Genomic DNA, 25,564 nt, shown 5'->3' on the forward strand with positions numbered 1-25,564 from the left:
TTTCTGAAATTATTTTTTTAACAAACTTTCGATAAGCTTACTTTGATTTTCTATTATTTTTGCCATTTGCTCCTGATTTTCTAAAATTTTAGTAATCAATTCAGGTGAATCATAACTAATTGTATTATTTGTTGATTCAATAACAAAAATAGGACTATTCGAATTGCTTTCAAACGTTGAATTTGAAAAATCTATACTTGGCATTTGTTCCTGAATCAAATCAAAGAAATCCACTTCAAAAATTTCTGCAATTTTCTGAAGGTTTTGCAAAGTGGGTTTAGCTTGCCCTGTTTCCCATTTATTATAAGCAGGCTGGGAAATATCAAGCTGATGTGCGATATCCATTTGCGACCAGCCTTTCTGTTCTCTTAGCTTTCGAAGCTTTGTTTATAAACTCATACATTCAAGATTTAAATGCTAAAGTAATGTTTTTTAAAATTATAACCAACGGTTATCGATTTTATAACTGCCGGTTGTTGTACAGAAAGGGAAAAGATTATATCTTGGCAACGTGATTTAAAAACAATCACTTTTTTAAAAATATTTATTAACTTTAAAAATTCAATTACATGAAAAAGAAAATTTTGATTGGTGCTTTAGCTTTAGCATCTGTGTTTACATTAGCTTCTGCAACGGATGGAAACAGTACATCCTCCGAAACGGAAAGAAGATTTTGGGGAAGCCAAATTGTAGGAGTCCAAACTTGTGTTCAAAGTGGTCATGCAATAGATGGAAGCCCAACTTATACCGTTACGTATGAAGTTGAATATTATATATTATGGAAGGAGTGCAAACAACAACTCAAACTCAAACTGGTATGCCACATTGTGAGATACCTACTGGCTGTACTTCTTGTTAATTAAATAAAGTTGAATTGAAAAAAAAAGAAATTATAACTATGTTAGGAAAAGGAATTTTATCCTTTTCCTTACTTTTCTATATTACATATTTCAAGGCTCAAACAATTATCCGATTTTCGGACGGTAAAACTGTAGAATCAATTGTAATAAAAAATGATAAAAAAAATGAGTTTCTTACTTCATCGAATCTAAAAAATTTTCAGTTTAAAGAAGGGACTCAGATATTATATAATAATAAAGTCGTTGATTTTGCAGTGAATAACGACACACTTGTTGTTTTTGACAAAGTAAAAGAGCTTGAAGAAGTAGAAATTTTAAACTTTAATAATAAAACAGAAAAAACTGTAAAAAAGACAAATCAGCAAAACTTTTTTTATGCTCTAAATTCTAATTATCAGATGGGGACTTCTGTACAGATTAATACCGAATATAAAGTTACATATGTAAAATCAATATCAGTTTTTCCTGTGATGAAGAATAAAGAGGTCTTAGAGTCTGGGAAGATGAAGATAGAAATTTTACCAAATATTAATGGTGATCCTGATGAAAAAAATCCCATCTTATCATTTGATGAAGATGTGAAAAGGATAAAAACGGGAACTTGGCTTATAACATTTCCAAGAATAATAAAATACCCTAAGAATGGTTTTTTTATCGTTTTTCATTTTCAATACAATAAAAATAATGTTTTTGCTTTAAGTTTTAAGACAACAAAAGAATCAAATGTATATTATTATAATCCCACATATTATGGAGGATGGAAAAAAGATGAATCACAAGGTATTTTATATAAACTTAAAATCCTACAATAATTAAAACACGGTTGCTTTTTACTATTATTTTATTCTCTTTGGTTTTTTACAAAACTCAAACAATCATCCGATTTTCTGATGGTAAACAAATTGATTCTGTATTTATTGTAAATTCCTCACATAAAGTTTTACTCAATAAAAATAATTTTCAAAAGTATCAGTATAAATCTAATGATAAAATATTGTATGAAAACAAGATATATGATTTTACCTTAGAAAAAGACACTATGATCTTATTTGATAAGGTTCAGGAAATTGAAGCTGTTAATATTGTAAATAATAGTAGAGAAGAAATATCTGTAAAGAATAAAAAGAAGTCGAGGTATGTTTGCTCTATATTTTCTAATATAAAGAAAGCTGTTTTTATTCCAAACCATTTTAACAAAAAATCCTATTTGAAATCCATAACCGTTTTCCCAAGAAAAATATTATTAGAAAATGGTATATTAGAAATATTCATTTATGAAAATAAAAACGGTTTTCCTAAAGATGATGCCGAACTTTTAAAGTTTGAAAAAAATATTAGTGATATAGAGACCGGATCTTTTGAAATTGTATTACCAAAGGCGATTGTATATCCTGAAAACGGATTTTTTATTCTTTTTTACATACGAGATAAAGAAATTACTTTGGCTAAAAAGGTTATAAATTTGAATTGTAATTCGGAAACTAAAGAATTTATGAAGTCAGATTATACCCAGAAATGGACTTTCATCAATTTCCCTTCACTTCAATATAAACTTAAAATCCTGCAATAATTTTGATTCTCTCAAAAACAAAAAATCAGAAGGTCTATATAACTTTCTGATTTTTTTTGCTAAATTTTTAATAAAAAAAGGTGAAATTTTTGCCAAAACATCTAAAAATTTCACTGAAAGACTTAAAACTTTGGTAAAAACACCTAAACAGAATGCAATAAGACTTAAACGGAACGTAAAAAGACTTAATGAGATATTCAATTCACCTTACCATTTAAGATTTTAGTAAATTAATCTTTAAAAATGCTCTTACAACACAATATTATTCTTAGGAACAATGGCAGGAGGAAGATGGGTTTCGTCCAGCATATCTCTCATGTCAATTTCAATGGTTCGGCTGATCTGCGTGATCGGAACATCATTTGCGCTTCCCTCAAAAGGATTTACGGAAGCCTCTCCCACATTATCCAGCGTATGAAAACACCACGTTACCAAAAGCGAGAAAGGAATATTAAACCATATTGTAAAACCTTCAAAAGAAGTTCCTTCTCCTAATTTATCAAATTCTTTCAGAAGTCCGAAAGGTACGAAGATGATAAACAGCAACAAAAGATACGTGGTTATAGACGAAAAATTTCTCGGATAGGGAAAATTTTTAATTCTCTCTGCTTTTCCCTGATTGTCTGTAAATTTCACCAACTGCTGATTGATCTGCGTCCACTGAAAATCATTGATTTCACCATTTGCATAGGCTTCAGACAATTCTTTACTCTGAAAAGCCATTAATTGTGTTGCTCTGTTCTTTTTGCTTAAAATATACTTCAGTTCATCATCCAGTTTTGAAATTCTTTCTGAAACTTCATAATTTCTGGCATATTCGTCAAACTGAGGCGTATTCATATTTTCCCAGGCTCTCGGCTCACGAAGCTGAAAACGAAGAGCAGTAAGCCACGCATAATGACGTTCGAACATCGTTTTTACTTTCTGAGAATTTTTCCCGCGCAAAGAATCTCGCAGAATACATCCGAAACTCCGGCTGTCGTTAATAATGGCTCCGTAAATTTGCCTTGCTTCCCAAAGACGGCTGTAACTTGCATTGTTTTTGAATCCTACGATGAATGCCACTGCTGTTCCCATGATGGCAATCGGCTGCCAAGGAAAGGAAATAAACTTCCATCCTAAAAAATACATCGTGGTAGGAATTGCCGACAAAACAGCTAAAATAATGATGCTTCTCTTGGTCCAGAGTATAAATTCTATGGCTCCAAATCTTTTTCCTGCGTGCATAAGTGTTTTATTTTTAGTTTAAATGTTTAAAATGAATTTCTGAATTTAAATATACAATTCATTTTTAGTTTTTGATGAACGGAATGTTGTTGTAAAATCCGATCTGGATCTGTCCGCGGTTTCTGTTTTCCTGAATCTGATTCATGTATCCCGCTTCAATTCTCATATTTTTATTAATGACATATCCTAAAGCGCCGTAGACTCTGTTTCTGTCGAAAACAGGACTGTCAAAATGAAGAAAAATTTCATTATAAGCCGATGCGTAGAATGTTTTGGGCAGCATTTCCTTGTTATTGATCGGAATATTAAATCCTAAAAAATAACGGAACCTCATCCTGAAATCATCTTCCAGAAATCGTTCTTCCAGACGGTAACGATGCTGAATATTAAAACGTCCGAATTTCTGCCTTGTAATATACTGCTGAAAAATCCTGTGCTCTATATTTTCTGTTTTTTCTCCTTTCACGTAAGGCTGACTCAGAATAAAACCGTATCCCAACAAAACATTGTTATTGTTTTCCGTAAGATCGTAGCCGATTCCGGTACGGATTAACAGTTGCTCCAAGTCTCCTATTCCGTCGAAATTTCTGTACTGAATTTCGTTGTGGAAATTCAGTTTTTTGCTGATTTTATTATTCCCGAAATACATATACCAAGCTCCCAAATCGCTTTTCTGAGCCTGTGAAAAAGTTGCTCCCAACGTAAAAATTCCCAAAACAGTCTTTTTTAAAATATTTCTCATACAATTATATTACTATTATCTATCGTTTTCAACAAATTTAATATTTTAAATCAATAATAACAAACTGCATATTTTATGCTGCCCCAACTTTTTATTTACCCGTAAAAGTCACAAAAGATGACTAAACTTTTATTTAAAGCTGATCATTATAAATGTAAAAGTTCACAATAGTTTTTAAAAATCTTTGATTTTTATTCTTTTGAGCGCTTTGATTATCAATGAAATTCGCTTTAACATTGTCTTTTGTGCCTTTTGTGGTTAATTCTTAAATTAGTTTAAAATGAAAAAATGTCGATAATTATAAAATGAGCCTGTAGAAGTTATGTTGATTTTACGAATAGGAGATAAAAAAACTGACAAAAATTCGTCAGTTTTAAGATTCTACTATCATTCTAAGGATGTTGCTGCATTTTTGCCGGATCGTCGTAATTTACCATCCAGTTGATCCCGAATTGATCGGCAAACATTCCGAAGTAAGCACCCCAAAATGTATCGGACATGGGCATGGTAACCTTTCCGCCTTCGGAAAGTCCCGCGAATAATTTGTCCGCTTCTTCTCTGGATTCTGCATTAATGGAAATTGAAAAGTTATTTCCCATCACCAGATGAGCAGCGTGATCGCAACCTGCATCACTTCCCATTAAAATCGTTTCTTTAGAAATCGGAAGCGAAACGTGCATAATCTTGTCTCTGTCTTCTTCTTTTGTTTCCTGACCTTCCATTGGAGGCATTTCTCCGAATGTTCCGATGTAAGGATATTCTCCGCCGAAAACAGATTTGTAGAAATCGAATGCTTGTCTGCAATTTCCGTTAAATGTTAAGTAAACGTTTACTGTTGCCATAGATGTGTCTTTTTTTATAGTTTAGTTTTAATTTTTAACTTGTCTAAGCTTTTTTACCACAAAAGATTTTGACACTTTAGTTTTTTAAGTTTATTGATTGTCCGTTTATTAACCTAGAGCTTCGACAGGCTCAGCTTGACATCGCTAGAAATCAAGCATTTAGTATTAGAGATGTCACACTGAGCTTGTCGAAGTGCCTATTATAGATGATTGATTTTCATATCATTGCATAGTAATAGGTTGTTTAACGGATATTCAATTAAGTTTTATAGTTAAATGGAAAAAAGAGCACATAAGTTAAAAAAATCAAAGATTTTTTTTCTTTGCAGACTTTTGAAATACTTTAAATCCAATAAAGTCTTTTGTCTCTTTTGATTAATTTGTCTAAGCTTTTTTACCACAAAAGATTTTGACACTTTAGTTTTTTAAGTTTAATAGTCAAATAGAAAAAAGAGCACGTAAGTTAAAAAAATCAAAGATTTTTTCTCTTTGCAGACTTTTGAAATACTTTAAATACAATAAAGTCTTTTGTCCCTTTTGCGGTTAAATTTAAAATGAGTTTAAAATGATTTTTAAACCTGATAAAAAGAACAATTCAGTTATTAAAAACCTTTGATTCTGCTCTTTTGTGAGGTTATAAAAAGAGTAAAACCTTATCTGTGCTGATCGATCAGGATCATGTTTCCGTCCGGATCTTTCAGGTAAATATGTTCAGGACCGGAAGTGTTTTCATCGGCTTCCTTCTGTAATTCCAACCCTTGTTCTTTTAATCTTTGCTGGATTTTCCGAACATCGTCGAAAGAATCAAGATTCTGCGCATTCTGATCCCATCCCGGATTGAAAGTAAGCATATTCCCATCGAACATTGCCTGAAAAAGACCAATAATATGGTCACCGCTTTTCATGATAAGATAGTTGTGATCGAGATTTCCCGCCATCTGACTGAAGCCTAATTTTTCGTAAAAATCTTTAGACTTCTGAAGATCTTTTACACTGAGACTGATTGAAAAAGCACCTAAATTCATACTTGTTTATTGTTTAATGCCAATTTGTATCCTGCCAAAACCAATCCCCATACTGCAATTCCCAAAACCCAGAACCAGAAAGGAGTCGGAAGCATCACCATATTGTAAATGGTAAAAAAAGTGAAAATAACTCCACAGATGATTGCAGAAGTTGGTTTTCGGTTGTTGGCAACTTTAGTGGAAATAAATCCTGCGAGCAAAGCTCCCAAAGCGTAACCGAGAATCACGATAAATTTTCCCATAAACGGTAAATTTTCCACATACGCTCTGAAACCTTCCAGATCATCCGGTCTTAAACCCGCCGGAAAAGGATACAGCGCATGACCGAGTCTTTCCATCAGCCAGACTCCGATGGATCCGGCGATCATTCCTGCGATTACCGCTAAAATTCTTCTTAACATGATGATTACTGATTATTAATTCTTGTTTTAAAATCAAGCGTTCCGTCGTAGCTCTTCCAGTCACCGATCAGTTCGATATACTGGGATTCCACTTTTTCAGCATCTTTATTCCATTTAAAAGTATAGATGAATTTACCTTTCAGAATTCCGGAATGTTTTCCTTTGTTTTCTTCCGCCAGTTCGTATTCCCCGAAAACGGTTCCTCTTTTTTGGGCATCCTTATATTTGACAATGATGAATTTTCCTTCGAATTTAGCATAGGTTTTATCAACCAAAGTGTAGCCTGAAACGAAATATTCCTGATCGTTTTTTTTATTCTGCTCGGAAATATTGATTTTCAGCTTAATCTGCTGATTTTTGTTTCCGATGGTTCCTGTGTACGCTTTGCTGTTATTCAGCCAGACATTGGATATATCGGGCATCTGTGCAAAGATGAAATTGGAAAGAAGTACAAAAAGTAATAAAAGTTTTTTCATATTGTTTATGTTTTTTTAAACGCCGAATTGTGCAAGATGATGGTTGAGATGTTTTGCAAACATATTATTCCATTCCTGTGCTTTCAGTTTTCCGAAAGAAAAAGATTCTTTCCCGTCAAAAGCAGAAGCTCCCAATTGCTGTGTTTTCTGGATAAAACCGATGAGCCTTTTTTTCTCTTCTTCAAAGTTTTTATGATCCGAAATAATAAATTGCGGTGCAGTCGGCCCGTTCTGAGGATACGCTTTCTCTCCCACCACTTTAGATTTCACGAACGATTTAAGGATGAATTTTGCAATAGCTCCCGGTTTTTTATGTTTTTCCGGTTCGTAAACCATTTCGTAAGACACGTTACAATGCGCCAACATCTGATCTACTGACATTTTCCCCCACAATCCTTTGGTTTCAGGCGTAAGATTATTTATCCTATCAATGTAATTCTGAGCATCTTTAGCATCAAAAACGTTTTCCATAGCTTATTTAATTGTTAAAAAAAACAAATATATCAGTTTTTTACTTACACTCTTTAAAACTAAGTACAGAATGATTAGTAAATTCTTCCTTAGATTCTATTTTTTAATTTTATTTATAACAATTTTAGAAAACCGATCGGCTCCAAAACCAAAAAACCTTTTAGAAAAAAATTCTTCCAATTGAGCGCTGTCATATTTCGAAACTAAAAAATCTGCCAGAATATTTTCTTCCTCTTCAGAACCGTTCCATTCTGTTCGTGAGTTTGCTGAACTTAAAAAACTCCGCTTATTTGTAAGAAACATCTTTTCAGCGTATTATTTATGATTGAAGTCGGAACATCACGATTGATAACATCGAGCATTTTTTTATAGTTCTTTTCATAATCCATAATAGCAAAGTAAAGCTCCGTGTTTTCCGGATAGCTGTAAAAAGATCCTCTTAAACCTGACAAAATTCTGTTTCTTAATTTTTTTAAAGCCTCAGTATCTTCATCATTTTCTGCAATAAAGATATAGTTTTCAATAGACGGGTCTTCCCAAAACTTCATTCTTTTAATATATGCCAAATCTTTGATGCTGTTTCTTTTCTGATAGATTTTTTCAAGCACATTATAATAAGGAAGATTGTATTTTTCATTTGTATTTGTTTTGATAACTGCTTTACAAACTTTTTCTGCCTTATCTTCATCAATCTTTAAAATTTCTTCAATCACTTTTAGATTGTAGCTGTTCTCATAACGATCCACAGGAAAGTATTGTTGCAGTTCTTCAAAAAAATTATTTTCGGCAACAATTTCCAACAGATCTTCTCTAAAAGAAACTTTTAAATTAAACTTATTTTTAATCCAAAACAAAATTTCCTGCCTTATCAACTCGGCAATATGCAGTTTTTGAAGACGATCACCGGAATGATACATTTCTTTAATGAAATAATAAAAATGAAAACGTATAGAATCTTTGCCTTTCAGAAAGACATTCCAGTTTTTGGTTGCAATTTCTTTCCAATACTCAAAATCTTTTATAGCATTGAGATGAGCGACAAATCTTTCTCTTAGCTTTTCATGAAAAGTATCAAACCTCGTGCTTGAGAAAGAAACCTTCATCTGATATTTGGTGAGTTCATCATTAATAACCATAAATTTATCAATACTTTCCTGCTTATCATTATTCTGAAAAAGATACTGTTCTACAGGTTCTAAAGCTTTTGTAAGAAGATCAACTATTTTTTTTACATCCTGTGCTGTAAGATTTCTTTTTTTCCCGGCAACAGAATTGCTGGTATTTTTTATGATTTCAGAAATTTCCTCATCCGAAAAAGACTTTTTCTTTTCTCCAAAGTCCATCATAAACAGAACTTCTGCTTCTTTATTCTTCTTAAAAAACAACAGCAACCAGTTTTTCAATTCTTCTGCATTCAGATTTTCCATAGCTATTTCAGCTTCAGAAACCTTTTTCTTTGTCGTTTTTTGAGAACTTATTTTTCCCGATTTATTTTCTGACATGAAAAGTCCCATTGCCAAAAGATGCAGACAAAAATCTTTGCTTTCGCAATCACATGAAGATTCTGTAATTTCGGATTTCGGATTTAATACAATTCTAGCGTCATAAGATTCATTTTCATCATCAACAAAACAAATGAAATGATTTTTTTTCTCTTCTTCAAATTCCCTTATCAGTAGTTTTTTTGCCTTGTTGATCTTTTGTTTTGAGAACCGGCTTTCTAAATCCAATATCGTATACATTATTCTTCTTTTTTCAAAGATAAAAAAAAGCCACTTCATAAAAAGTGACTTTATATATATTTTAATTTATCTCTGAACAGCTTTCTTCATCGCATCGGGACGAAGAACCCTGTAATGAACTTCCATATCTTTCGGAATGTAGAAAACCAATGGTAATTTGCTGTTGTATCGTACAGTTTCCGGCTGAAGATAAACAAATTTTTTAGTAAGTTTCTGATCCGGACAAGCCATTAAAGTTCCTCCGGTTTCTCCTTTGGATTCTACTTCGTAATAATTATAACCCCATCCCTGAAGATCCTGCGTATTGATTTTTCCTATTAAAAAATGTTTGTTACAGTCCAGCATTTTTTCTGTTCCTACAAAAAATTCCACTTTAAGATCGTTTTCATTTTTGGCAACCGGAAGCTGAATATAAACCTGCTTAAAACCTTCTTTCGCTTTTGGGAACATTTCGATCTGTAACTTCTCGAATTTTTCTGTTTTCTTTTGTGCAAAGGTATTCACTGCTGCAAAGAGCATCAATCCTGAAATAATTGTTTTTGAAAATCTCATAAGTTTTGTATTTATTTTATAAGTTTATTCAGGTCAAAAACTGTTCCAAATTAAACAAACGTTTAACTTTAATAATCATTATCATTAAAAAATCACCGCAAATCCTAGGATTTGCGGTGATTTTATTATTTAGTTGCTTTTAATTTCAACCACATCTCCCTTCGTATGCGCATTCATCTGCGGAGCGTAATAATTCTGAATTGTGGTAATTCCGTTTGAGAATATTCCGGATGCATTGGCGACGTAATCGTATTCGAAAACATACTTTCCTTTCGGCATCTGTTCAATATAGAAATTCGTGGAAGCATCTTTGGTCGACCGATAATATCCTAAATTATTCTTCCACTGATACCCTGAAAGTACATCCAAAGGCTCAAATCCTGCTGCTCTCATGTCTTTGATGTGGATGAATTCCATCGGTCGGTCAGTATTTAAAATCATTCGTACCGTCACTTTATCGCCTACTTTTAACGGAGTTTCCGGAGTGATTTTCTGCAATTCTTCTCCATTCACGGTTTTTACTTTTCTGTACAGTTCTTTGGTGACGGACAGGTAATTCTCGGAAGATTTGATCTTATCCAGATCTTCGTAATATTGCCAGAACAAACCTCCCTGTACAATTCCTGCGCCCGGTTTTGTTACCGTAACTGTGGCTAAATTTTTATCTAAAACATCCGATTTCACGGTAGATTTCACATAACCTGTTGCCTGAGTCTGTGGCTGAAGTTCTTTTCCGCCCCAAACAATCGTTGCTTTATCGCTTTCCGCGGTCGTCCATGATTTTCCTGAATTTAAAATCGTAAAAATAACTTCTGAAGTTCCTCTTGAGTTCCCCCATGAATTCGCTTCTTTCTGCGTAATCAGCCAGATTTTCAAATCTTCAATGAATTGCTGATCGTTGGTTTTCAGTTTATTAAATGCTTCCAATGCTCCTGCATGATTCACCACTTTCGAGCTGAACCAACCCCAGTCATCAAGATTCTGTTTCCAGTAAACACCCTGCGTTTTTGAATCTATGGAAGTTTCTTTCAGGTAATTTAAAAGTTTATCTGAAACTTCTTTTACACCATAATCATTCATCAGTAAAGCGGCACGATGCAGTCCGAAGAAGGTAAAATCTGTAATTTTCATCGTTTTTACTTTCTGTTTTACCAAGGATTTTAAAGTGGCTCCTTTTCCTTTTAACGGATACTGCTTTTCCCAGTAATTTCGGGTGTCGAGATAGTCTAAAGTCCAGTTATTGATTACATTTTCTTTTCCCGCACTGAGCGAAGTCGAAGTGTATTTTTCAATTTCATTATCTACGTATTTGATCAGGTTGGAAACCATTTCATTCTGTTCAGTACTTTGGTAATCTTTTATGTTATCTTTCAGCCAAAAATTGATTTTTCCTAAATTTTTAAGAATGTACAATGATGTGGAATATGAACTCGGATAACCTTTATACCACGAAAATCCTCCATCCGGATTCTGCAGTTTCTCTAAATCTTCCCAATCCTGCTGAATGGAGTTTTTCATTGAATTGACATCGAACAGCAAAGCCAGTTTCGACATTTGTTCTTCTTCATTTTTGCTTTCCAGAACCCACGGTGTTTCTTCCAAAAGCAACTGTTTCAGTTCCTGATTTTTTTCAATATTGGAAATCAATAATCCTTTATTCTGGTATTCTTCGAAAACAGTTTTCAGCTTTGGATTGGCTTTAAAGATTTCTGATGCCAAAACATCGGCAAACCATTTGTTAAATACAACATCCGCTGAATTGTTCTGGTCATTTTTAAGGCTTGGAAGCGCAAACATAATTTCCCAGATTGGGTTGGTCGTAAGTTCCAGCGTATTGGAGACATTGGAAATCGTGGTTGAAGTCGCATTTTTAAGGTTTTCCAGTTCAAATGTTTTGGTTTCGCCTTCTTTTACAAAAACAGGAACCGCGTCTGTTACGAGCATTCTGTTGGGTAAAACCGCAATGGCTTTCTGTTCTCCATCGGAATATTGTCCTGCTTTTGCCACCACTTTTAAAATAATGGATGAAACATTATCCGGAACTTTTATTTTCCATGTCAAAGCGGAGTTTCCGTTTTCATTTAATTCAAAGTTCTGAATGTCTGAATTTAAACCAAATTGAGCCGAAATATCTTCATTGGTAAATGCATCCAGAATCTGTAAGCTTGCCGAACCGTTTAATTTTTTGTTCGTTAAGTTCGATAGTTTGGACTGGAGATTCAGTTCATCTCCTTCTCTTAAAAATCTTGGGTAGTTTGGCGTTACCGAAAATTCTTTCTGCGTTACAACTTCTTTTTCCAGTGTTCCTGCTTTTGCGTCTTTGGTATGTGCCAAAAACATCAGTTTCCATTTTGTCAATGCTTCAGGAGAAGTGAATTCGAAGCTTACATTGCCTTCGGAATCGGTTCTCAAATCCGGGTAGAAAAATGCGGTTTCGTTTAGGTTTTGGCGAATGGGAACTTGGGTTAAAATAGTTTCCGTTGGCGGAGGTGTTTCTATTTTAGGTGCTTTTAAAGGTTCAGGAACAACATTTTGAATTATCTCCATTTTATCTTCTGAAATTGCCACTTTCATTGCAACATCTTTTCTTGCGCCTTTAGTTGGCGGCGGAGGTGGCGGTGTATATGCCGCTGCTTTTACACCTTCTACATTAACCATTCCTGTTCTGGTTTCTAAAAGGTTACTTTTGTTATACATCCATAATATACTTTCGTCAAACCAGTCAAAAACAGGAACCTCAACCTGTTCTCCCGAAAAATAATCCAATCTTTTCTGATAATATTTTTGTCGCAGATACACTCTCACATCGTATGATACTGTACTTATAAACGGTGCATATAAAGTGTACCAGTCATATCGATTAACAGCAAATTTATCCAAAGACATATCGTACATATTCGCTAAAACTTCAGCGTTAATTTTCTCTTTCTCATTTCCTGAAATTTTTACAGACCATTTTTCTTTTGAATTCGGCTGAATTTTATCTCTGAAAGTAAGGGTTTCAATCGTTAAAGACTTGTCAGTATCATCTATATCCAGATTTACAGATTCTGTCTGAACGTCATTAAAGGCAACTACCTGAAACTGTACATTCAAAATTCGTATATCTTTATCTTTTGGAATATCTGCTGTATATTCCAGCATTCCGTTTTTAAAAGGCAAAACTTCAGAAACCGTTTTTCCGGAACCATTCTGTACAAAAATATTCAGAAGAGCGTTCGGAATCGAAGAATAAACCGTAAATGCAACTTTTTCTCCTCTTTTCAGTTCTTTTTTGGACTGTACAACCGTCAGGAAAGTTTTTTGATCGGTTTTAAGTGTTTTTTTGTCCCAAACACTGAAATTCTGCAGCGTTTTTATCGTATCTTTTCCTTCAATATTATACAGTTCCAACTGATAATCTCCGGCTTCCAGTTTTCCTAAGTCCAGATTGGTTGATAATTGTTGGTCGTTAGTTATTGGCTGTTGTGTTTTCTCAAGAATTACGGTTGATTTCCAGTTTTTAGGCTCGTCCTTTTTATCGTAAAAATCATGCGGAAATCTGCTGATGAATTCTTCTTTTGAGAATTTTGGTAAATCCTGAACTTCAGATTTGAAATTCTGTCTAAAAATTCTGTCCGGAGACACCAGTTTTGATAATTTTACCTGATACGATTTTTTAAGAAGCTGTTCGTTATAATTTTTTGTTTCAACATTCAGTTTTACATTTTCATCAGAAAAAACATTCTTTATTTCTTCAGCCTGAATATAATGAGAAACGGAAGCCACTTTCAACTGGGTATCTGCAGTCTGTGTCTCGCCGTTGATATCTGTAACGGATGCATTGATTTCATAATTATCAATCTGAATTCCTTCTACATTTTCGTCTTTTTTAGGATCAATTTTAATGATAAACTCTCCTTTTTCATTGGTTTTTGCTTCACCCAAAACTGAGTTTTCATGATCATCATCATTTTGCGGATACCACGAAAAATATCTCCAGCGGATATTTCGTTTTTTAATTTCATAATTAACGGTTGTATTGCTTAAAGCGACTCCGGAAAACATCATGGCTTTCCCTTTCAGCTCTATGGTTTGTCCGTATTTGTACTCATCTTTTACAGGATCAAAAGTCACTTCAAATTTCGGTCTTTTATATTCCTCCACTCTGAAATTTTTATACCCGTCATTTCCATCTGTTCTCAGATAAAAAGTTCCGTTCAGTTTCCCTTTCGGAAGCACAAAACTTCCGTGATAAGAACCGAATTCATTGGTGGTAAATGTCTGCGAAGAAACTTCCTGTCCATTGGTGTCGGTTAATGTAATTTTCTGTTTTAATCCGGCAACTATAGATTCTATGTCTTTATCACGCTGTGTATTAATGACTTTAAAATAAACCGTCTGTCCCGGTCTGTAAATTGCCCGGTCTGTGAAAATCTGTACCTTGCTTTGTTTTGTTTCTTTGTTCGCATCACTATTGTACCCCCTTTCTCCATAGACTTCCATGATCTGCACATCATTGGTTTTTGGCTGTCGGATCAGGAATGTTCTGTAATAATCATTGTTTTTTGTCGCAGGAAATCTGAAAATACCGTTATTATCTGTTTTACCGTTTATTTTGGTTAAATTATTATTGGAAACAAATTCATAAAACGTAAGATTTTCGTTAATAACAGGTTGTCCGTTTTCACTGTTCACTAATTTTAATTGATTGGATAACTGATTTCTGCCTGTTTTTGACTGATAAATAATTCTGTTATCCGAAACCAGAAAATAAAAGTCTTTTTCCGCTTCGGTTTCATTGTCGCTGATTCCGGCAACGTTGTATTCGGCAAGATAAATTCCCGACGGAAGAGATTGTATTTCTAAGGACGTTTTATGATTCTTAAAATCTTTCGGATCATCCAGTTTATAAGCTTCTTTCCTAACCAGATTTTTTTTAATCTTATTAAATTTAGTAGAATACGAGTTTTTGGCGTACTGCAAGAAAGTAGTGAGATCCTCTTTTACTTCGTAAATCGTAATGGAAAAAGCGGAAACATTTTTATACTCTGCCACAAAATGAATCGGCTTATTGCTTTGGGTCTGCTGTTCATATTTAATATTCAGAAACGGATTCAGTATCTGATTTTCTTTATTTTTAATATTATCAATAAAAGGAGATTTGGGATACATCGTTTTTGCCTGATCCGCAATTGCAAGAGCTTCTTTTTCCTTTTTTTGGGAAAGCAACTGTTCCATTACATCTTCCATGATCAGAACTTTATAATCGCCTTCCGTTTCGGTTTTCAAAAGGTTTTGAAGCTGAGTCAGACGATCTTTACACAGTGTGAGATTACAGTTGGCCTGCAATTTTTTATGCATGAAATACAATTTGGGATTGCCCGAATTCTGCGCTATCAGATCATCATAGATCGCATTAATCTTTATCTGATTTTCCGTAAGTTCATTTTTGGTAAATAGAACATTATCAGAAAGAAATTCGATCTTTTTGGTCGAATACCAGTCCCATAAAGTCGGGAAATAGGAAATGTAATCGTTGTATGAAAAAGCCTTCTCATATTTGATTAGGGAAATTTTTCTCATTTTATCTTTTTGCAGATCAAATTCCTGATATTTTTTATTCAGATAATTTTTAAAATCAAGCTTGCTCCATGTCTCGATCTGCGAGAGATCCTGAGAATTGATATTGGTACGCTGTTCGATCTCCCAGGAATGTTGGTTGTAATAATCGAGGAAAAAACCATTCAACAGAACTTCAAATAATATCCTGTCATCGTCTTTCAGTTGTTTTTCTACCTCACTCAGTTTTTTGAAAAGCCTGCTTACGGAATCGTTCTTTTCATCGTCCTGTGTTTGGTTTACGATACTGAATTCTGCCTTTAAAGACTGGATAAGCTGTAAAGTATTGTTATCTTTCATCGCCTGTTTCTGTATTTCTGAAATGATGGGAAGATTAGATTTATACGCTCCTTTCTGGGAATTTGCTGATATTTTTTTCCATTGCTCTTCATAATATTTCTGGGCGGAAATCCCCGAAAAATTCAGCAGGAGAAGCAAAAGCATAAAAATCTTGGAAAATCTTTTCATATATGTTATTTTTGATAAATGAATTTCTTAAAAGTACTGAAAAAATCCGTTATAGACAGTCAGTTTTACGTATCCTTAACGGGAACTCTTTTTGCAGTATTTTTCATGTTGGAGCAAAACACGTTCCGCTATCCGACGGTTTTCCTCCTTTTTATAACGTATTTCAGCGGTTATCTGTACACCAAATACCAGAAAACAAAACATTTTTTAAAAATTCTGATTCTGAATGCTGTTGCAGGAGTTATCTGCTCGTTGTTAATTATTCATAACCACAACGAAATACGGTTGATGAAATGGTTTGTCATCGTTATTTTAGGTTTATTATACAACAGTTTTTTTCTTGATGTTTATATCCGGAAAATTCCTCTGCTGAAGGTATTTTATGTAGGATTGGTTTGGGGACTGATGAATTGCTGGCTTACGTTGCCGGAATTCAGTATCCCGATCTTCCTGATCAGCTTTTTCTTCATTACGGCTTTGGTTTTACCTTTCGACATTCGGGATATGAATGTTGATACCGTGAAAACATTTCCCACGATGATCGGCATTCAGAACACAAAATATCTGGCTTATCTGCTTATTTTTATCAGCAATATTCTGTCTGTTTTTTATCTTGATTTTAATTATGCACTGGCTTTTTTTCTTTCAAGCATCATTACGTATATTTTCATCTACTTCTCTGAAAATGAAAGAGATGATCTGTATTTTTCCTTCGGGGTAGAAACTTGTTCGGCACTTCCCTTTTTATTTTTAGGAATAATGAAGTATTTTTGACGAATGATTATCAAGAAGCTTTCCCTGTACAATTTTAAGAACCACACCGAGAAAAAATTCGAATTTTCTCCGCAAATCAACTGTTTTGTAGGGAATAACGGCGTGGGAAAAACCAATATTCTGGATGCGCTTCATTATCTTTCTGTAGGCAAAAGTTTTTTGGGAAATACGGATCTCAACAATATTAAAAATGACGAAGATTTCTTTACGATAGATGCTGAAATTCAGAATGATGACAGTGAAGACAACATCAAAGTACTTCAGCCTAAAGAAGCGAAAAAAGTCATTAAAAAAAATGATAAGAGCTACGACAGAATGGCGGATCACATCGGATATTTACCCAGTGTGATGATTTCTCCGTATGATTCAAATTTAATTTCAGATTCGGGAGAAAGCAGGAGAAAATTTCTGGATTCGATGATCTCACAAACGGATTCTGAGTATCTTTTTGATTTAATTCAGTACCAGAAAACCATTCAGCAGAGAAATGCTTTGCTGAAATATTTTGCCAAAAACAGGGTTTGGGATAAAGATTCACTGGAAATCTATGATGATCCGATCATTAAATTCGGAACCAAAATTTTTACTAAAAGAAAAACATTCGTTGAAAAGTTAAATCCGATAGTTCAGAATTTCTACAGGATTATTTCAGGAGGAAAAGAAACGGTTTCTGTACTTTATGAGTCTCATTTGCTTGAAAATTCCTTTGAAAATCTGCTGAAGGAAAGTCTGGAAAGAGACAGAATGCTGACTTATACTTCGAAAGGAATTCACAAGGATGATCTTCTTTTTGAAATGGATGCTGTCTTAATTAAGAAAATAGGTTCTCAGGGACAGCAGAAATCCTTTTTAATTTCTTTGAAACTGGCGCAAATGAGCCTTATAAAAGAGTTAACAAAGAAAACGCCTATTCTTTTGCTGGATGATATTTTTGATAAACTGGACGACAGCCGTGTTTCTCAATTGATAGAACTGGTGAATCAGGAAAATTTCGGACAGATTTTTATTACGGATACGCATCGGGAACGCACGGAAAATGTAGTAAAAAAGATTAATGAGGAAAGTATCATTTTTGAAGTGTAATTTCTGAATAAATTACTAATTATTTACATATGCAAATTAGAGAAATATTAAAATATTATGTAGCGATATTATTTCTATCAATCATAATTCCCTGTCTTTTAATAGCAGGAAACAAATTTATTTTTGGTGAATATCAGCTTAAAATTATACTTTTTACTTTATTCAAAATCATTCTCTTAAATTCTGTAAATTTTATTTATTTATTTAAAAAAGTAAATCGATACATTATTGCATTTTTTGCATCATTTCTATTTCAAATTCTTGCTTATATTTATTTTGAAAAACTGACCCATTCTGCTCAAGGGTATGAATTTTCCTATATCTATCCAACATTTGTTTCAGCATTCAATGTCGGATTTAATCTTTTGTTGATATTATTCTATTTATCAAAAAAAATCCAAATCAACAACGACGATTATGAAAAAAAATAAAAAACGTGAATTCCAGTCCTCGGAACTTGTAAAATCTTTTGCCAAAATTCATGGTTTTGAGCATAAACTTTTAGCTTTTGAGATTAAAGATTTTCTTTCGGATTATCTTGATGAAAGCCTTTTCAATGAAATTAAAAGCGTAAATATTGAAAATAAATGTGTTTTCATCAAAATCAGTTCTCCCCTTTTAAAGCACGATTTTCAGATGCGGAAAAGCTTTTTCCTGAGAAAATTTCAGGATAAATTCGGTGTGGAGAAGTTTGATGATCTTCAGATATTGTAAAAATCAGATTTTACTCTTCTTCAGGTTTGGCAGATTTCGTATTGCTCATGAGTTCGTCTGCTTTTTTATCAAGACCGGATCGTATCGGAAAGAAAAACTTCAGCGGATGTTTTAAAAAATACCTGAAAATTCCTTTGTAAAGTTCTCCAACCTGTCCGAAATTCAGTTTTCTGGATCTGAAAGCCAAAAACATAGACAAACTGAAACTTACCAGAAAATTGAAAAAACCAATCAGGAAAACCGTTACCAAAGAAATGAAAAAGGTATAAGAATCGATTGTGAAATCTTTCCCGTATAATCCCAAAGCTAAATTTCCTGCGGCAAAAGTAATGTGGCGTATATCAAGATCCAGTCCTAAGAATAATCCTACCGGAGCTGTTGCTCCAAGAAATACCCCGAACCAGAAGTTGGATACAATTCCGGGCCAGTTTTTCGCGTAATATTTGGATAATCCTTTGGCGAAATTTTTACCGAATAAACGACTGATGGAAATACTTTTTGCTATTCTTTCCGGAATCTGATAGAACACCGAATTGTTTCCGATATTCCCTGAAATAATTCCTGAAATGAAAAGATAAAATCCTGCAATACAGGCGTGAAGAATAGCTTTAGATTTAAAAGGATCCAGATCTTTCAGTAATTTATCTGATCGTTCTATGGCTAAATTTTGCGAGAAAAATACATCCAGTCCGTAAATAATCAGCAAAGCAATCGGGAAGGAAAGCAAAACATTTCCCACAAAAGCAATAAACTGGCTTCTGAATAATTTGGAAACCAAATGGGCAAATTCTGTACTGCTGCTTTTAATATTTCCTTCTTCTGCCAAAACTTTTGTCATTGTTGCCGCTGTCATTGCAGGCTGTTTCGTGGCTAAAGTGAAACCCATGAGATAGATCATCACGAATCCCATCGCATAGTTCATGGAATATAAAAATGCATGGGAAAAATCGCTTCCGGGAATGTATCCGTAAAGCATTTTCAGTACGCACAATGCACCAACAATAATTCCTCCTCCACTCGCTTTGTAGAACATCGTCATGTACTCTTTCCGGCTCGAAGTGATGTAGTGGGTTCCTGTTTCGGCAGTATGATTCGTGATCAGGTGCGAAATCAGCCTTGTACTGTCGTTGATGAGTTCAGAAATGTTATTTCTGTGAGATTTATAGCTTAAAATATTAAAAACCAACTGTTTGGAATTCAACAAAACATCTTTCTCCTCATCAATAACCAAAAGCTGAATGATTTCAAAAATTCGCTGTACCTGTTGGCGGATTTTAAGAAGAGACTGATTGATTTTCCCCGAAATTCCGTATTTTGAGGAGTTTTTAAAGGCAATATTTACAAATTCCAGACATTGCTCGATGTAAATTTTAATCTGCTTATAACGGCTGTTTTTGGAACTCAACTGAAGCTGATTGTCTTTTTCGAAATCTGCAGCCAGTTCTTCGAGCTCATTTTGCAATGCCAGAAAAGGATTATCAAAATTTTTGTACTGAGGAGCCATTCTTACGACTTCCACTTCCATCGCTGCCCCTGTAACGCGCCATGAAAGGATGTTCATGGAGAACAGCATTTCTTTCTTCACTTCCGGACTGATGATGAAATCTGAAATTCCTAAAAGTCTGAAGAGTTCATCCAGTTCATTTTCGGGAAGATTATGAAAGAAACTTAAATCTTTTTTGGGAGTAAGACTTACATTATCAATCATATACCAGATCGTATTTTCGTTAACGACCGGTGGAAGCACTTTATTCAGAATTCTCTTTTTAAGCTCCGGAATAAAGGCGTTTTCCGATAAAATATTGGCTTCTGTAAGCGATAAATTGAACGCTTTTCCTTGGAAAATATTTTGAAGATAATATTTAAAATTCTCAAGAATTTCAGGATTTTCCCTGAAAAAACGGAGAACCTCTGCAAAGTCTGACTTTTTTGCACTGTCTAAAATTTCGGCAAACGGATCGAGCGAAAGCGTTTCATTCTTAAAAGAAAAATATTTTTTAAGAACCGACTCAAAGTTTGTGCTGGAATTAAAGAGTTTCATTGGTGCAAAGATACTATTTCAAACGCACATTCCTCATCTGTCTCATAATCCAGTTGTGCTTCTTTCTGAGATAAGGAGATGGATTTTTAGGATCGTATTTTTTAGGATTGGGTAAAACGGCTGCAATCCACGCTGCTTCCGAGGTGTTGAGATCTTTGGAAGATTTTCCGAAATAATATTCTGAAGCCGCTTCTATCCCGAAAACGCCTTGTCCCATTTCTATGGAATTCAGGTATCTTTCAAGAATAATGTCTTTGTTCCAGACTTTTTCGATGATGAACGTGTAAACAGCTTCCAATCCTTTTCTGATCCAGCTTCTGCCCTGCCAAAGAAAAATATTTTTTGCAGTCTGCTGAGAAATGGTACTTCCTCCTTTTAATTTTTTCCCTTTTTCGTTGTTTTTCATGGCTTTTTCAATCGCCTGATAATCAAAACCATCATGATCGAAAAATTTCTGATCTTCGGAAGCAATTACTGCTTTTTTTACATTACTTCCCATTTCATCGTAGGAAATATAGTCTCTCTGCAATCTTCCGTATTCAAAGAGTCCGCCAATCTGAGTAAGCGTGATGGGAGGATTGAAAAATCTTCCCCAAACAATAAAAACAACGTTAAGAATAAGAAGAACGAATATAATCTGTTTAATTTTTTTCCACATAATTTTAAAAAAAGAAAGTCAAAAATAAGGAAATACTCCGAGTTATCGCAATTCTTTCATATAAGTAAGCTGATAATCGGGTAAAAGTTCCGGATGAAAAATTTTAATATAATCTTTTAATACCCAATCTGCACGCACCACGCCGCTTTCAAAAAAATCATTTGCCTGTCCTTTTTCTTTTCCTGTAATAACATAGATTTTTCCTTTGTTGAATACTTCCAGTTTGCTGTAAAAAGGATTTATGCTAAGCATTTCTTTCTTGGAGATATGATTTCCTGCATTGATCCAATACTGTACTTTACCGGATTTTGCAAAAACCTCTTCAAAACTCATGGTTACAGCCTTCTGATCTGTATTGTCTTTAAGAATATATTCTGCATTGGCATCGGAAATAAAATTAGCAGCAGAAGTTTTTCCTCCGGGAAGATACCATACATCTCCATACATTTCGTTCGCCAAAACGGTTGGTTTTTCTTTTGCAGTAAGCGCAAGTTTTTTCAGATCACTGTAGTTTTTTTCAACTTCATCGAATTTTGTTTCCGCTTCTTTTTCTTTTCCTAAAAGTTTTCCGAACAGTTGGATGTAAGCTGTTTTCTCCAAAGGTTTCTGCTCCAGATATTCATCCAGAAAAACAACCTGAATTCCATTGTTTTTCAGCAATTGGTACGTATTGTCAAAACTGGCGATATGATTGGTAAAAATAGCGTCGGGTTTTAGCGAAATAATTTTTTCCACGTCATATTTCTGCTCGCTTCCCAAATTCTGAATTTTTCCCTGTTTAATTAAATTCTGAATTTTTTCTGAATAAATATATTCCGGATTTGATACGCCGATAATGAGATTTTCTGCATTCAGCTCTGAAATATAACCCGCCATACTTGCATTCAGCAGGATAATTTTTTTAAACGGAATCTGATTTTTCTTGAAATCATAGGTGAAATTTCCGGATTTGATGTGTATTCCTCCATTCTCTTCTTTGTACTGCACCAAATTTGAAACTGAAACAGCTTCCGAAGGTGAATTTTTTGTCTCTCTTTTACAAGAGGTTAGCGCGAAAAACGCGATTAATAGTAAAATTCTTGATTTCATCTTTCAAAGAAAAGAAAAAAGTGCTATATTTGCAAACCTTTAAACGATAAGGAAACAACGGGCTCGTGGCGCAACTGAATAGCGCATCTGATTACGGCTCAGAAGGTTACAGGTTTGAATCCTGTCGAGCTCACAAGACCGACATTAGAAGATAATTCACTTCTTTGTCGGTTTTTTTTATTTCCTAACTCCTTCTTAATCAAAAAGATACCATTAGCAAAACTGTTGATTTTTGTGGTTTGAAAATTCTCTCCATCAAAGATTAACTTTTCAGGATATATCAAACCAACAATTGCCCTTTTATCCATTGTGTTCGCATTCTTATATCTTTCAGAAATATTTGTAATGGAATCAAGTGCTTTATTTATCCTTTGTTCAAAATTATTATTTTCAGCTGAACTCTTTAAAGCACTTAATTTAACCTTCAGATTTTCTATTTCAGTTTTGTATTTATTTTTTATGCTTCTAAAATCTTCTTCATCTAATTTATCTTCAATGAACATATCTCGTGCTTTTTCAATTCTTTGCTCTATTCCATTAAGCTTATTTTGAAGTACTTTGCGTTCATCACCAACGCTATTTGACGCAACTGCAAAATTTTGAATAAATATTGCTTTCAATATTTTTGTTGCACCATTGTTAAAGCTGAATTTTGAAAGTTCTTCCACAAATAAATCATTGACAATTTCAGAATTGTGTCTAAAACCACAATCAACTGTACAATGGTAGTAATAATAATGTTTACTTCTTCCCTTTGCACTGCTGGCTGTCAAGTTTTTATTACACTTTGGACATAGTAAAAGTCCTCTCAAAGGATAGCGTTCCTCATTTATTATACGACCGGCAGGTAAAAAGTCATCTTTATTACTTTTTCTAAATAGAATGCTTTGTACCTTCAAGAATAAATCCTCTGAGATTAAAGCATCGTGCTTTCCCTCAATTATTCTCTCTTCTTCATCATTATAAGCTTTTAACAAAAGTTTGCCAGTATATACTATATTTCTTAAAGCTTCCATAAATGAATTTTTTGTAAGTTTCCTTCCTTCACGTTTATTCATTTCTTTAAGAACCACAGCAGTAGGAAGATGTCCTTTGGCTACCTGTTTAAAAGCCCAGATTATATTTGATGCTTCAGGTTCTTTGACTGCAACATATTTTCTCCCGTCCTCTTTACTTCTATTAATATATCCATACGGAGCTATTCCCATCATCCGCCCTTCTTTGATAGCTCTTCTCATTCCATAAGTCACATTCATTGCCCTACGATCATTTTCAACTTCGGGAGTAGACAAATAAATCGCAAGCAAAAGTTTATTTTCCGGCACTCTCAGATCAAGCGGTTGTTCAATAGCTTGTGGAGTAATATTTAGCTTGTTTAAATTGGAAATCATCTGATAGGCTTCACTAGTATTACGACTGAAACGATCCCACTTTGTGAATAATAACAGTCTTCCTTCTTTAATTTTTCTTAACCTTCTAAATCCATACATATACTTTTTCCATTCAGGTCTTTCAAATGTTTTAGCTGAGTGATCTTCATAAATTACATTACCGATAACTATATTCAAAGAATTACAATGTTTTCTCAATCTTTCCTCTTGATCACGCTGAGAATATCCTTTATCAGCTTGTTCGTCTGTTGATACACGTATATATAAATCAGCAATTTTCATATTCATTTAATTTAAATTGGAAATAAAGAATAATATAAAACTTACAAAGTTGTTAAACTAAGTAATTATGAATCACTAAAATAAGAAATTAATCGTTATTTAAAAGAAACTCTTTGATCGTAATTTTAGCAAGAGTATGTAAAAGTGATAATATCTCGGAAGCTTCTTCTTCCGAAACAAAAATTTCTGAAGCTTTGAGCATTTTAATAGCAACCTCCAAAGGCATTTCTTTAAAATTCATAATCGACTCTACTTCAAATAAATTTGAAGCATTAGCAGACGGCCGTTTATTTATTTTTGCTTTGGACATTTAAAAAATTTAAGTTCTAAGGACATATTTATTTCATCCTCAATTTTGAAGCTTGAATAAAAATCGTAAATATTTTGTACAATAAAGCTCTCTACAAGTGAGTGAGGGATATTTAAGATTTGTCTGGTATAAAAAAGAATTCTCTGAAAAAATTGATGTGATTTTCATTTGGTGTTTCTTCTATCTCTTTCGCAAAAGATTTATAGGTTGTTCTCCGATTTGACGGTCTGACGTTTGCTTAGCAACAGCTTTGATGTTAGTTGAACCACCTTCACTAAATTGTCTATTTTTCTGTACGAAGAACTTAACATTTTCATCCATCCTTTCCATTACATTATCTCTCGTTTGACTCAGTTTTTGTTTTTTCTCCTTCTCAATTTTATATTTTGTAATCATCTGTATCCTAATGTGTGGGAGCTCTTCCAACTTTTTGTCCAATTCAGCTATTTTATTATCCGTAGTTTTAGTTTGAAATTCGATCTCTGTAACATTAACACCCTTTTCAGCTAGATATTCAATTGTTTTCTGAACTTCAGATTTAGCCAAATCAATTGCTTTCTGATATGATGGTAATTGGTCTTTCCAGTAATCCGAATTTATATCGCTGTTTTCAGAGTATCCTAAAATCCTATTATAGGAATGTTCAGCTTTAGTTACCAACTCTTTTACTTTTAAGAAATCTTCATACTTCCTTAAAACAAACGAATTATCAGCCAGATGCTTATTTTTCTCACTTTCAATCTTTCTTTTTAGCAATTCAATTTCAATATTAGATCTTGTTTCCGGATTTGTTATAATGGATGTTTTGAGTTCCTGCGTACTGATATCAGAAATATCTAAAACATTAGCTCCTTTTTTCATTGCTTCCAAATATCTTGCTTGTTTTGATTGAAGCTTCTGAAGCATAAATACATCGATGCTATCATTAGTAAGCATAAAATTAACCCTTACATTTTCGTGTTTGTTCCCTTGCCTCCAGGCACGACCTTCGACCTGTCGTAAAGTTGTAAAATTGTAGGGAAGAGAGAGCATATATAAGTCACTAGTATTTTGCTGAAGATTCATTCCTTCCTGAATAGCTTCGCTGCCGAGAATAATTTTGACTTTACCGGAATTAAAATCATCTTGAATTTTTAGTCTGTTAGGCTTGCTCGTTGCACCAGTAATGTGGATATGCAAATAAAAATTCCAGTATAAGTTAAGCTACATTTTGATAAATTTTGTTTTGATTGTTAAACTCTTCAA

General features: G+C 33.7%; 22 protein-coding genes, 1 tRNA gene and 1 pseudogene. 7 read left to right on the forward strand and 17 right to left on the reverse strand.

Annotated features, from left to right (window positions below):
- Positions 1 to 9 precede the first annotated feature (9 nt).
- Positions 10 to 372, reverse strand: a pseudogene (locus H6W52_RS11040) (helix-turn-helix domain-containing protein); the annotation flags it as partial.
- Positions 373 to 569: 197 nt separating this feature from the next.
- Here H6W52_RS11040 and H6W52_RS11045 point away from each other — a divergent pair.
- Genes H6W52_RS11045 through H6W52_RS11055 form a run of 3 tightly spaced genes read left to right on the forward strand, consistent with a single transcriptional unit; the run spans position 570 to position 2,430 of the window.
- A complete protein-coding gene (locus H6W52_RS11045; RefSeq protein ID WP_116098604.1) occupies positions 570 to 863 on the forward strand; it encodes a hypothetical protein in 294 nt (97 codons plus the stop codon).
- 11 nt (positions 864 to 874) lie between these two features.
- A complete protein-coding gene (locus H6W52_RS11050; protein WP_123891974.1) occupies positions 875 to 1,672 on the forward strand; it encodes a hypothetical protein in 798 nt (265 codons plus the stop codon).
- Positions 1,673 to 1,683: 11 nt separating this feature from the next.
- Positions 1,684 to 2,430, forward strand: coding sequence for a hypothetical protein (locus tag H6W52_RS11055; RefSeq protein WP_123891973.1), 747 nt, complete (start codon positions 1,684 to 1,686; stop codon positions 2,428 to 2,430).
- Between the two features lie 249 nt (positions 2,431 to 2,679).
- Here the strand turns inward: H6W52_RS11055 and H6W52_RS11060 are convergent, their stop codons facing one another.
- From H6W52_RS11060 to H6W52_RS11105, 10 genes are all read right to left on the reverse strand, one after another.
- Positions 2,680 to 3,657, reverse strand: coding sequence for a bestrophin family protein (locus H6W52_RS11060; RefSeq protein ID WP_116098601.1), 978 nt, complete (start codon positions 3,655 to 3,657; stop codon positions 2,680 to 2,682).
- Positions 3,658 to 3,721: 64 nt separating this feature from the next.
- A complete protein-coding gene (locus H6W52_RS11065) occupies positions 3,722 to 4,399 on the reverse strand; it encodes a DUF2490 domain-containing protein (RefSeq protein ID WP_116098600.1) in 678 nt (225 codons plus the stop codon).
- A gap of 392 nt (positions 4,400 to 4,791) precedes the next feature.
- Positions 4,792 to 5,241 (reverse strand): VOC family protein, encoded by a 450-nt coding sequence (locus H6W52_RS11070; protein ID WP_076394435.1) that lies wholly within the window; start codon positions 5,239 to 5,241, stop codon positions 4,792 to 4,794.
- A gap of 653 nt (positions 5,242 to 5,894) precedes the next feature.
- Positions 5,895 to 6,266, reverse strand: coding sequence for a VOC family protein (locus H6W52_RS11075; RefSeq protein ID WP_116098599.1), 372 nt, complete (start codon positions 6,264 to 6,266; stop codon positions 5,895 to 5,897).
- Entirely contained in the window at positions 6,263 to 6,667 is a 405-nt protein-coding gene (locus H6W52_RS11080; protein WP_116098598.1) for a hypothetical protein, read from the reverse strand. The genes H6W52_RS11075 and H6W52_RS11080 overlap by 4 nt, the downstream gene beginning before the upstream one ends.
- A 5-nt stretch (positions 6,668 to 6,672) precedes the next feature.
- Entirely contained in the window at positions 6,673 to 7,143 is a 471-nt protein-coding gene (locus H6W52_RS11085; RefSeq protein ID WP_116098597.1) for a hypothetical protein, read from the reverse strand.
- A gap of 15 nt (positions 7,144 to 7,158) precedes the next feature.
- Positions 7,159 to 7,614, reverse strand: coding sequence for a DUF1569 domain-containing protein (locus tag H6W52_RS11090; protein ID WP_087706241.1), 456 nt, complete (start codon positions 7,612 to 7,614; stop codon positions 7,159 to 7,161).
- A gap of 272 nt (positions 7,615 to 7,886) precedes the next feature.
- Complete coding sequence (locus H6W52_RS11095) at positions 7,887 to 9,356, reverse strand: hypothetical protein (RefSeq protein WP_116098595.1); 1,470 nt, start codon at positions 9,354 to 9,356, stop codon at positions 7,887 to 7,889.
- A 66-nt stretch (positions 9,357 to 9,422) separates the two neighbouring features.
- Positions 9,423 to 9,908, reverse strand: coding sequence for an ecotin (locus H6W52_RS11100; RefSeq protein WP_116098594.1), 486 nt, complete (start codon positions 9,906 to 9,908; stop codon positions 9,423 to 9,425).
- Between the two features lie 129 nt (positions 9,909 to 10,037).
- Complete coding sequence (locus tag H6W52_RS11105; RefSeq protein WP_116098593.1) at positions 10,038 to 15,977, reverse strand: alpha-2-macroglobulin family protein; 5,940 nt, start codon at positions 15,975 to 15,977, stop codon at positions 10,038 to 10,040.
- An 18-nt stretch (positions 15,978 to 15,995) separates the two neighbouring features.
- Between H6W52_RS11105 and H6W52_RS11110 the strand changes: the two genes are divergently transcribed.
- The 3 genes from H6W52_RS11110 (at position 15,996) to H6W52_RS11120 (ending at position 18,548) form a co-directional block, all read left to right on the forward strand.
- Positions 15,996 to 16,751 (forward strand): hypothetical protein, encoded by a 756-nt coding sequence (locus tag H6W52_RS11110; RefSeq protein WP_116098592.1) that lies wholly within the window; start codon positions 15,996 to 15,998, stop codon positions 16,749 to 16,751.
- Between the two features lie 3 nt (positions 16,752 to 16,754).
- The gene (gene recF / locus H6W52_RS11115) at positions 16,755 to 17,834 is read left to right on the forward strand and encodes a DNA replication/repair protein RecF (RefSeq protein ID WP_116098591.1); all 1,080 of its coding nucleotides are present in this window, start codon (positions 16,755 to 16,757) and stop codon (positions 17,832 to 17,834) included.
- A gap of 417 nt (positions 17,835 to 18,251) precedes the next feature.
- The gene (locus H6W52_RS11120; RefSeq protein WP_116098589.1) at positions 18,252 to 18,548 is read left to right on the forward strand and encodes a hypothetical protein; all 297 of its coding nucleotides are present in this window, start codon (positions 18,252 to 18,254) and stop codon (positions 18,546 to 18,548) included.
- 10 nt (positions 18,549 to 18,558) lie between these two features.
- On the opposite strand, the gene H6W52_RS11125 is transcribed toward H6W52_RS11120, so the two are convergent.
- From H6W52_RS11125 to H6W52_RS11135, 3 genes are read right to left on the reverse strand one after another with little or no spacing between them, the layout of a single operon-like run.
- Positions 18,559 to 20,589, reverse strand: coding sequence for a recombinase (locus H6W52_RS11125; RefSeq protein ID WP_116098588.1), 2,031 nt, complete (start codon positions 20,587 to 20,589; stop codon positions 18,559 to 18,561).
- Positions 20,590 to 20,602: 13 nt separating this feature from the next.
- Positions 20,603 to 21,247, reverse strand: coding sequence for a monofunctional biosynthetic peptidoglycan transglycosylase (mtgA, locus tag H6W52_RS11130; RefSeq protein WP_116098587.1), 645 nt, complete (start codon positions 21,245 to 21,247; stop codon positions 20,603 to 20,605).
- Positions 21,248 to 21,289: 42 nt separating this feature from the next.
- Positions 21,290 to 22,336, reverse strand: a complete 1,047-nt coding sequence (locus H6W52_RS11135; protein WP_116098586.1) for an ABC transporter substrate-binding protein — start codon at positions 22,334 to 22,336, stop codon at positions 21,290 to 21,292.
- Positions 22,337 to 22,395: 59 nt separating this feature from the next.
- Between H6W52_RS11135 and H6W52_RS11140 the strand changes: the two genes are divergently transcribed.
- Positions 22,396 to 22,469, forward strand: a tRNA-Arg gene (locus tag H6W52_RS11140).
- Here the strand turns inward: H6W52_RS11140 and H6W52_RS11145 are convergent.
- The 3 genes from H6W52_RS11145 to H6W52_RS11155 all read right to left on the reverse strand — a co-directional run bounded on the left by H6W52_RS11145 (position 22,435) and on the right by H6W52_RS11155 (position 25,498).
- Positions 22,435 to 24,009, reverse strand: a complete 1,575-nt coding sequence (locus tag H6W52_RS11145; RefSeq protein ID WP_185216714.1) for a recombinase family protein — start codon at positions 24,007 to 24,009, stop codon at positions 22,435 to 22,437. The two genes, H6W52_RS11140 and H6W52_RS11145, sit on opposite strands and share 35 nt — an antisense overlap.
- An 88-nt stretch (positions 24,010 to 24,097) precedes the next feature.
- Complete coding sequence (locus H6W52_RS11150; protein ID WP_116098584.1) at positions 24,098 to 24,319, reverse strand: hypothetical protein; 222 nt, start codon at positions 24,317 to 24,319, stop codon at positions 24,098 to 24,100.
- A gap of 180 nt (positions 24,320 to 24,499) precedes the next feature.
- Positions 24,500 to 25,498: a helicase-related protein gene (locus H6W52_RS11155; protein WP_228457590.1), complete on the reverse strand. Its 999-nt coding sequence runs from the start codon at positions 25,496 to 25,498 to the stop codon at positions 24,500 to 24,502.
- Positions 25,499 to 25,564 lie beyond the last annotated feature (66 nt).

Origin of the sequence: Chryseobacterium sp. C2(2020) (assembly GCF_014218915.1) — a bacterium.
Taxonomy (GTDB): domain Bacteria; phylum Bacteroidota; class Bacteroidia; order Flavobacteriales; family Weeksellaceae; genus Chryseobacterium; species Chryseobacterium mucoviscidosis.

What these genes read in the sequence shown, in the direction of transcription:
- H6W52_RS11045 (WP_116098604.1), top strand. Translation starts at nt 570, where the DNA reads ATGAAAAAGAAAATTTTGATTGGTGCTTTAGCTTTAGCATCTGTGTTT.
- H6W52_RS11060 (WP_116098601.1), bottom strand. Translation starts at nt 3,657, where the DNA reads ATGCACGCAGGAAAAAGATTTGGAGCCATAGAATTTATACTCTGGACC.
- H6W52_RS11065 (WP_116098600.1), bottom strand. Translation starts at nt 4,399, where the DNA reads ATGAGAAATATTTTAAAAAAGACTGTTTTGGGAATTTTTACGTTGGGA.
- H6W52_RS11070 (WP_076394435.1), bottom strand. Translation starts at nt 5,241, where the DNA reads ATGGCAACAGTAAACGTTTACTTAACATTTAACGGAAATTGCAGACAA.
- H6W52_RS11075 (WP_116098599.1), bottom strand. Translation starts at nt 6,266, where the DNA reads ATGAATTTAGGTGCTTTTTCAATCAGTCTCAGTGTAAAAGATCTTCAG.
- H6W52_RS11080 (WP_116098598.1), bottom strand. Translation starts at nt 6,667, where the DNA reads ATGTTAAGAAGAATTTTAGCGGTAATCGCAGGAATGATCGCCGGATCC.
- H6W52_RS11085 (WP_116098597.1), bottom strand. Translation starts at nt 7,143, where the DNA reads ATGAAAAAACTTTTATTACTTTTTGTACTTCTTTCCAATTTCATCTTT.
- H6W52_RS11090 (WP_087706241.1), bottom strand. Translation starts at nt 7,614, where the DNA reads ATGGAAAACGTTTTTGATGCTAAAGATGCTCAGAATTACATTGATAGG.
- H6W52_RS11095 (WP_116098595.1), bottom strand. Translation starts at nt 9,356, where the DNA reads ATGTATACGATATTGGATTTAGAAAGCCGGTTCTCAAAACAAAAGATC.
- H6W52_RS11100 (WP_116098594.1), bottom strand. Translation starts at nt 9,908, where the DNA reads ATGAGATTTTCAAAAACAATTATTTCAGGATTGATGCTCTTTGCAGCA.
- H6W52_RS11105 (WP_116098593.1), bottom strand. Translation starts at nt 15,977, where the DNA reads ATGAAAAGATTTTCCAAGATTTTTATGCTTTTGCTTCTCCTGCTGAAT.
- H6W52_RS11110 (WP_116098592.1), top strand. Translation starts at nt 15,996, where the DNA reads ATGAATTTCTTAAAAGTACTGAAAAAATCCGTTATAGACAGTCAGTTT.
- recF (WP_116098591.1), top strand. Translation starts at nt 16,755, where the DNA reads ATGATTATCAAGAAGCTTTCCCTGTACAATTTTAAGAACCACACCGAG.
- H6W52_RS11120 (WP_116098589.1), top strand. Translation starts at nt 18,252, where the DNA reads ATGAAAAAAAATAAAAAACGTGAATTCCAGTCCTCGGAACTTGTAAAA.
- H6W52_RS11125 (WP_116098588.1), bottom strand. Translation starts at nt 20,589, where the DNA reads ATGAAACTCTTTAATTCCAGCACAAACTTTGAGTCGGTTCTTAAAAAA.
- mtgA (WP_116098587.1), bottom strand. Translation starts at nt 21,247, where the DNA reads ATGTGGAAAAAAATTAAACAGATTATATTCGTTCTTCTTATTCTTAAC.
- H6W52_RS11135 (WP_116098586.1), bottom strand. Translation starts at nt 22,336, where the DNA reads ATGAAATCAAGAATTTTACTATTAATCGCGTTTTTCGCGCTAACCTCT.
- H6W52_RS11145 (WP_185216714.1), bottom strand. Translation starts at nt 24,009, where the DNA reads ATGAAAATTGCTGATTTATATATACGTGTATCAACAGACGAACAAGCT.
- H6W52_RS11150 (WP_116098584.1), bottom strand. Translation starts at nt 24,319, where the DNA reads ATGTCCAAAGCAAAAATAAATAAACGGCCGTCTGCTAATGCTTCAAAT.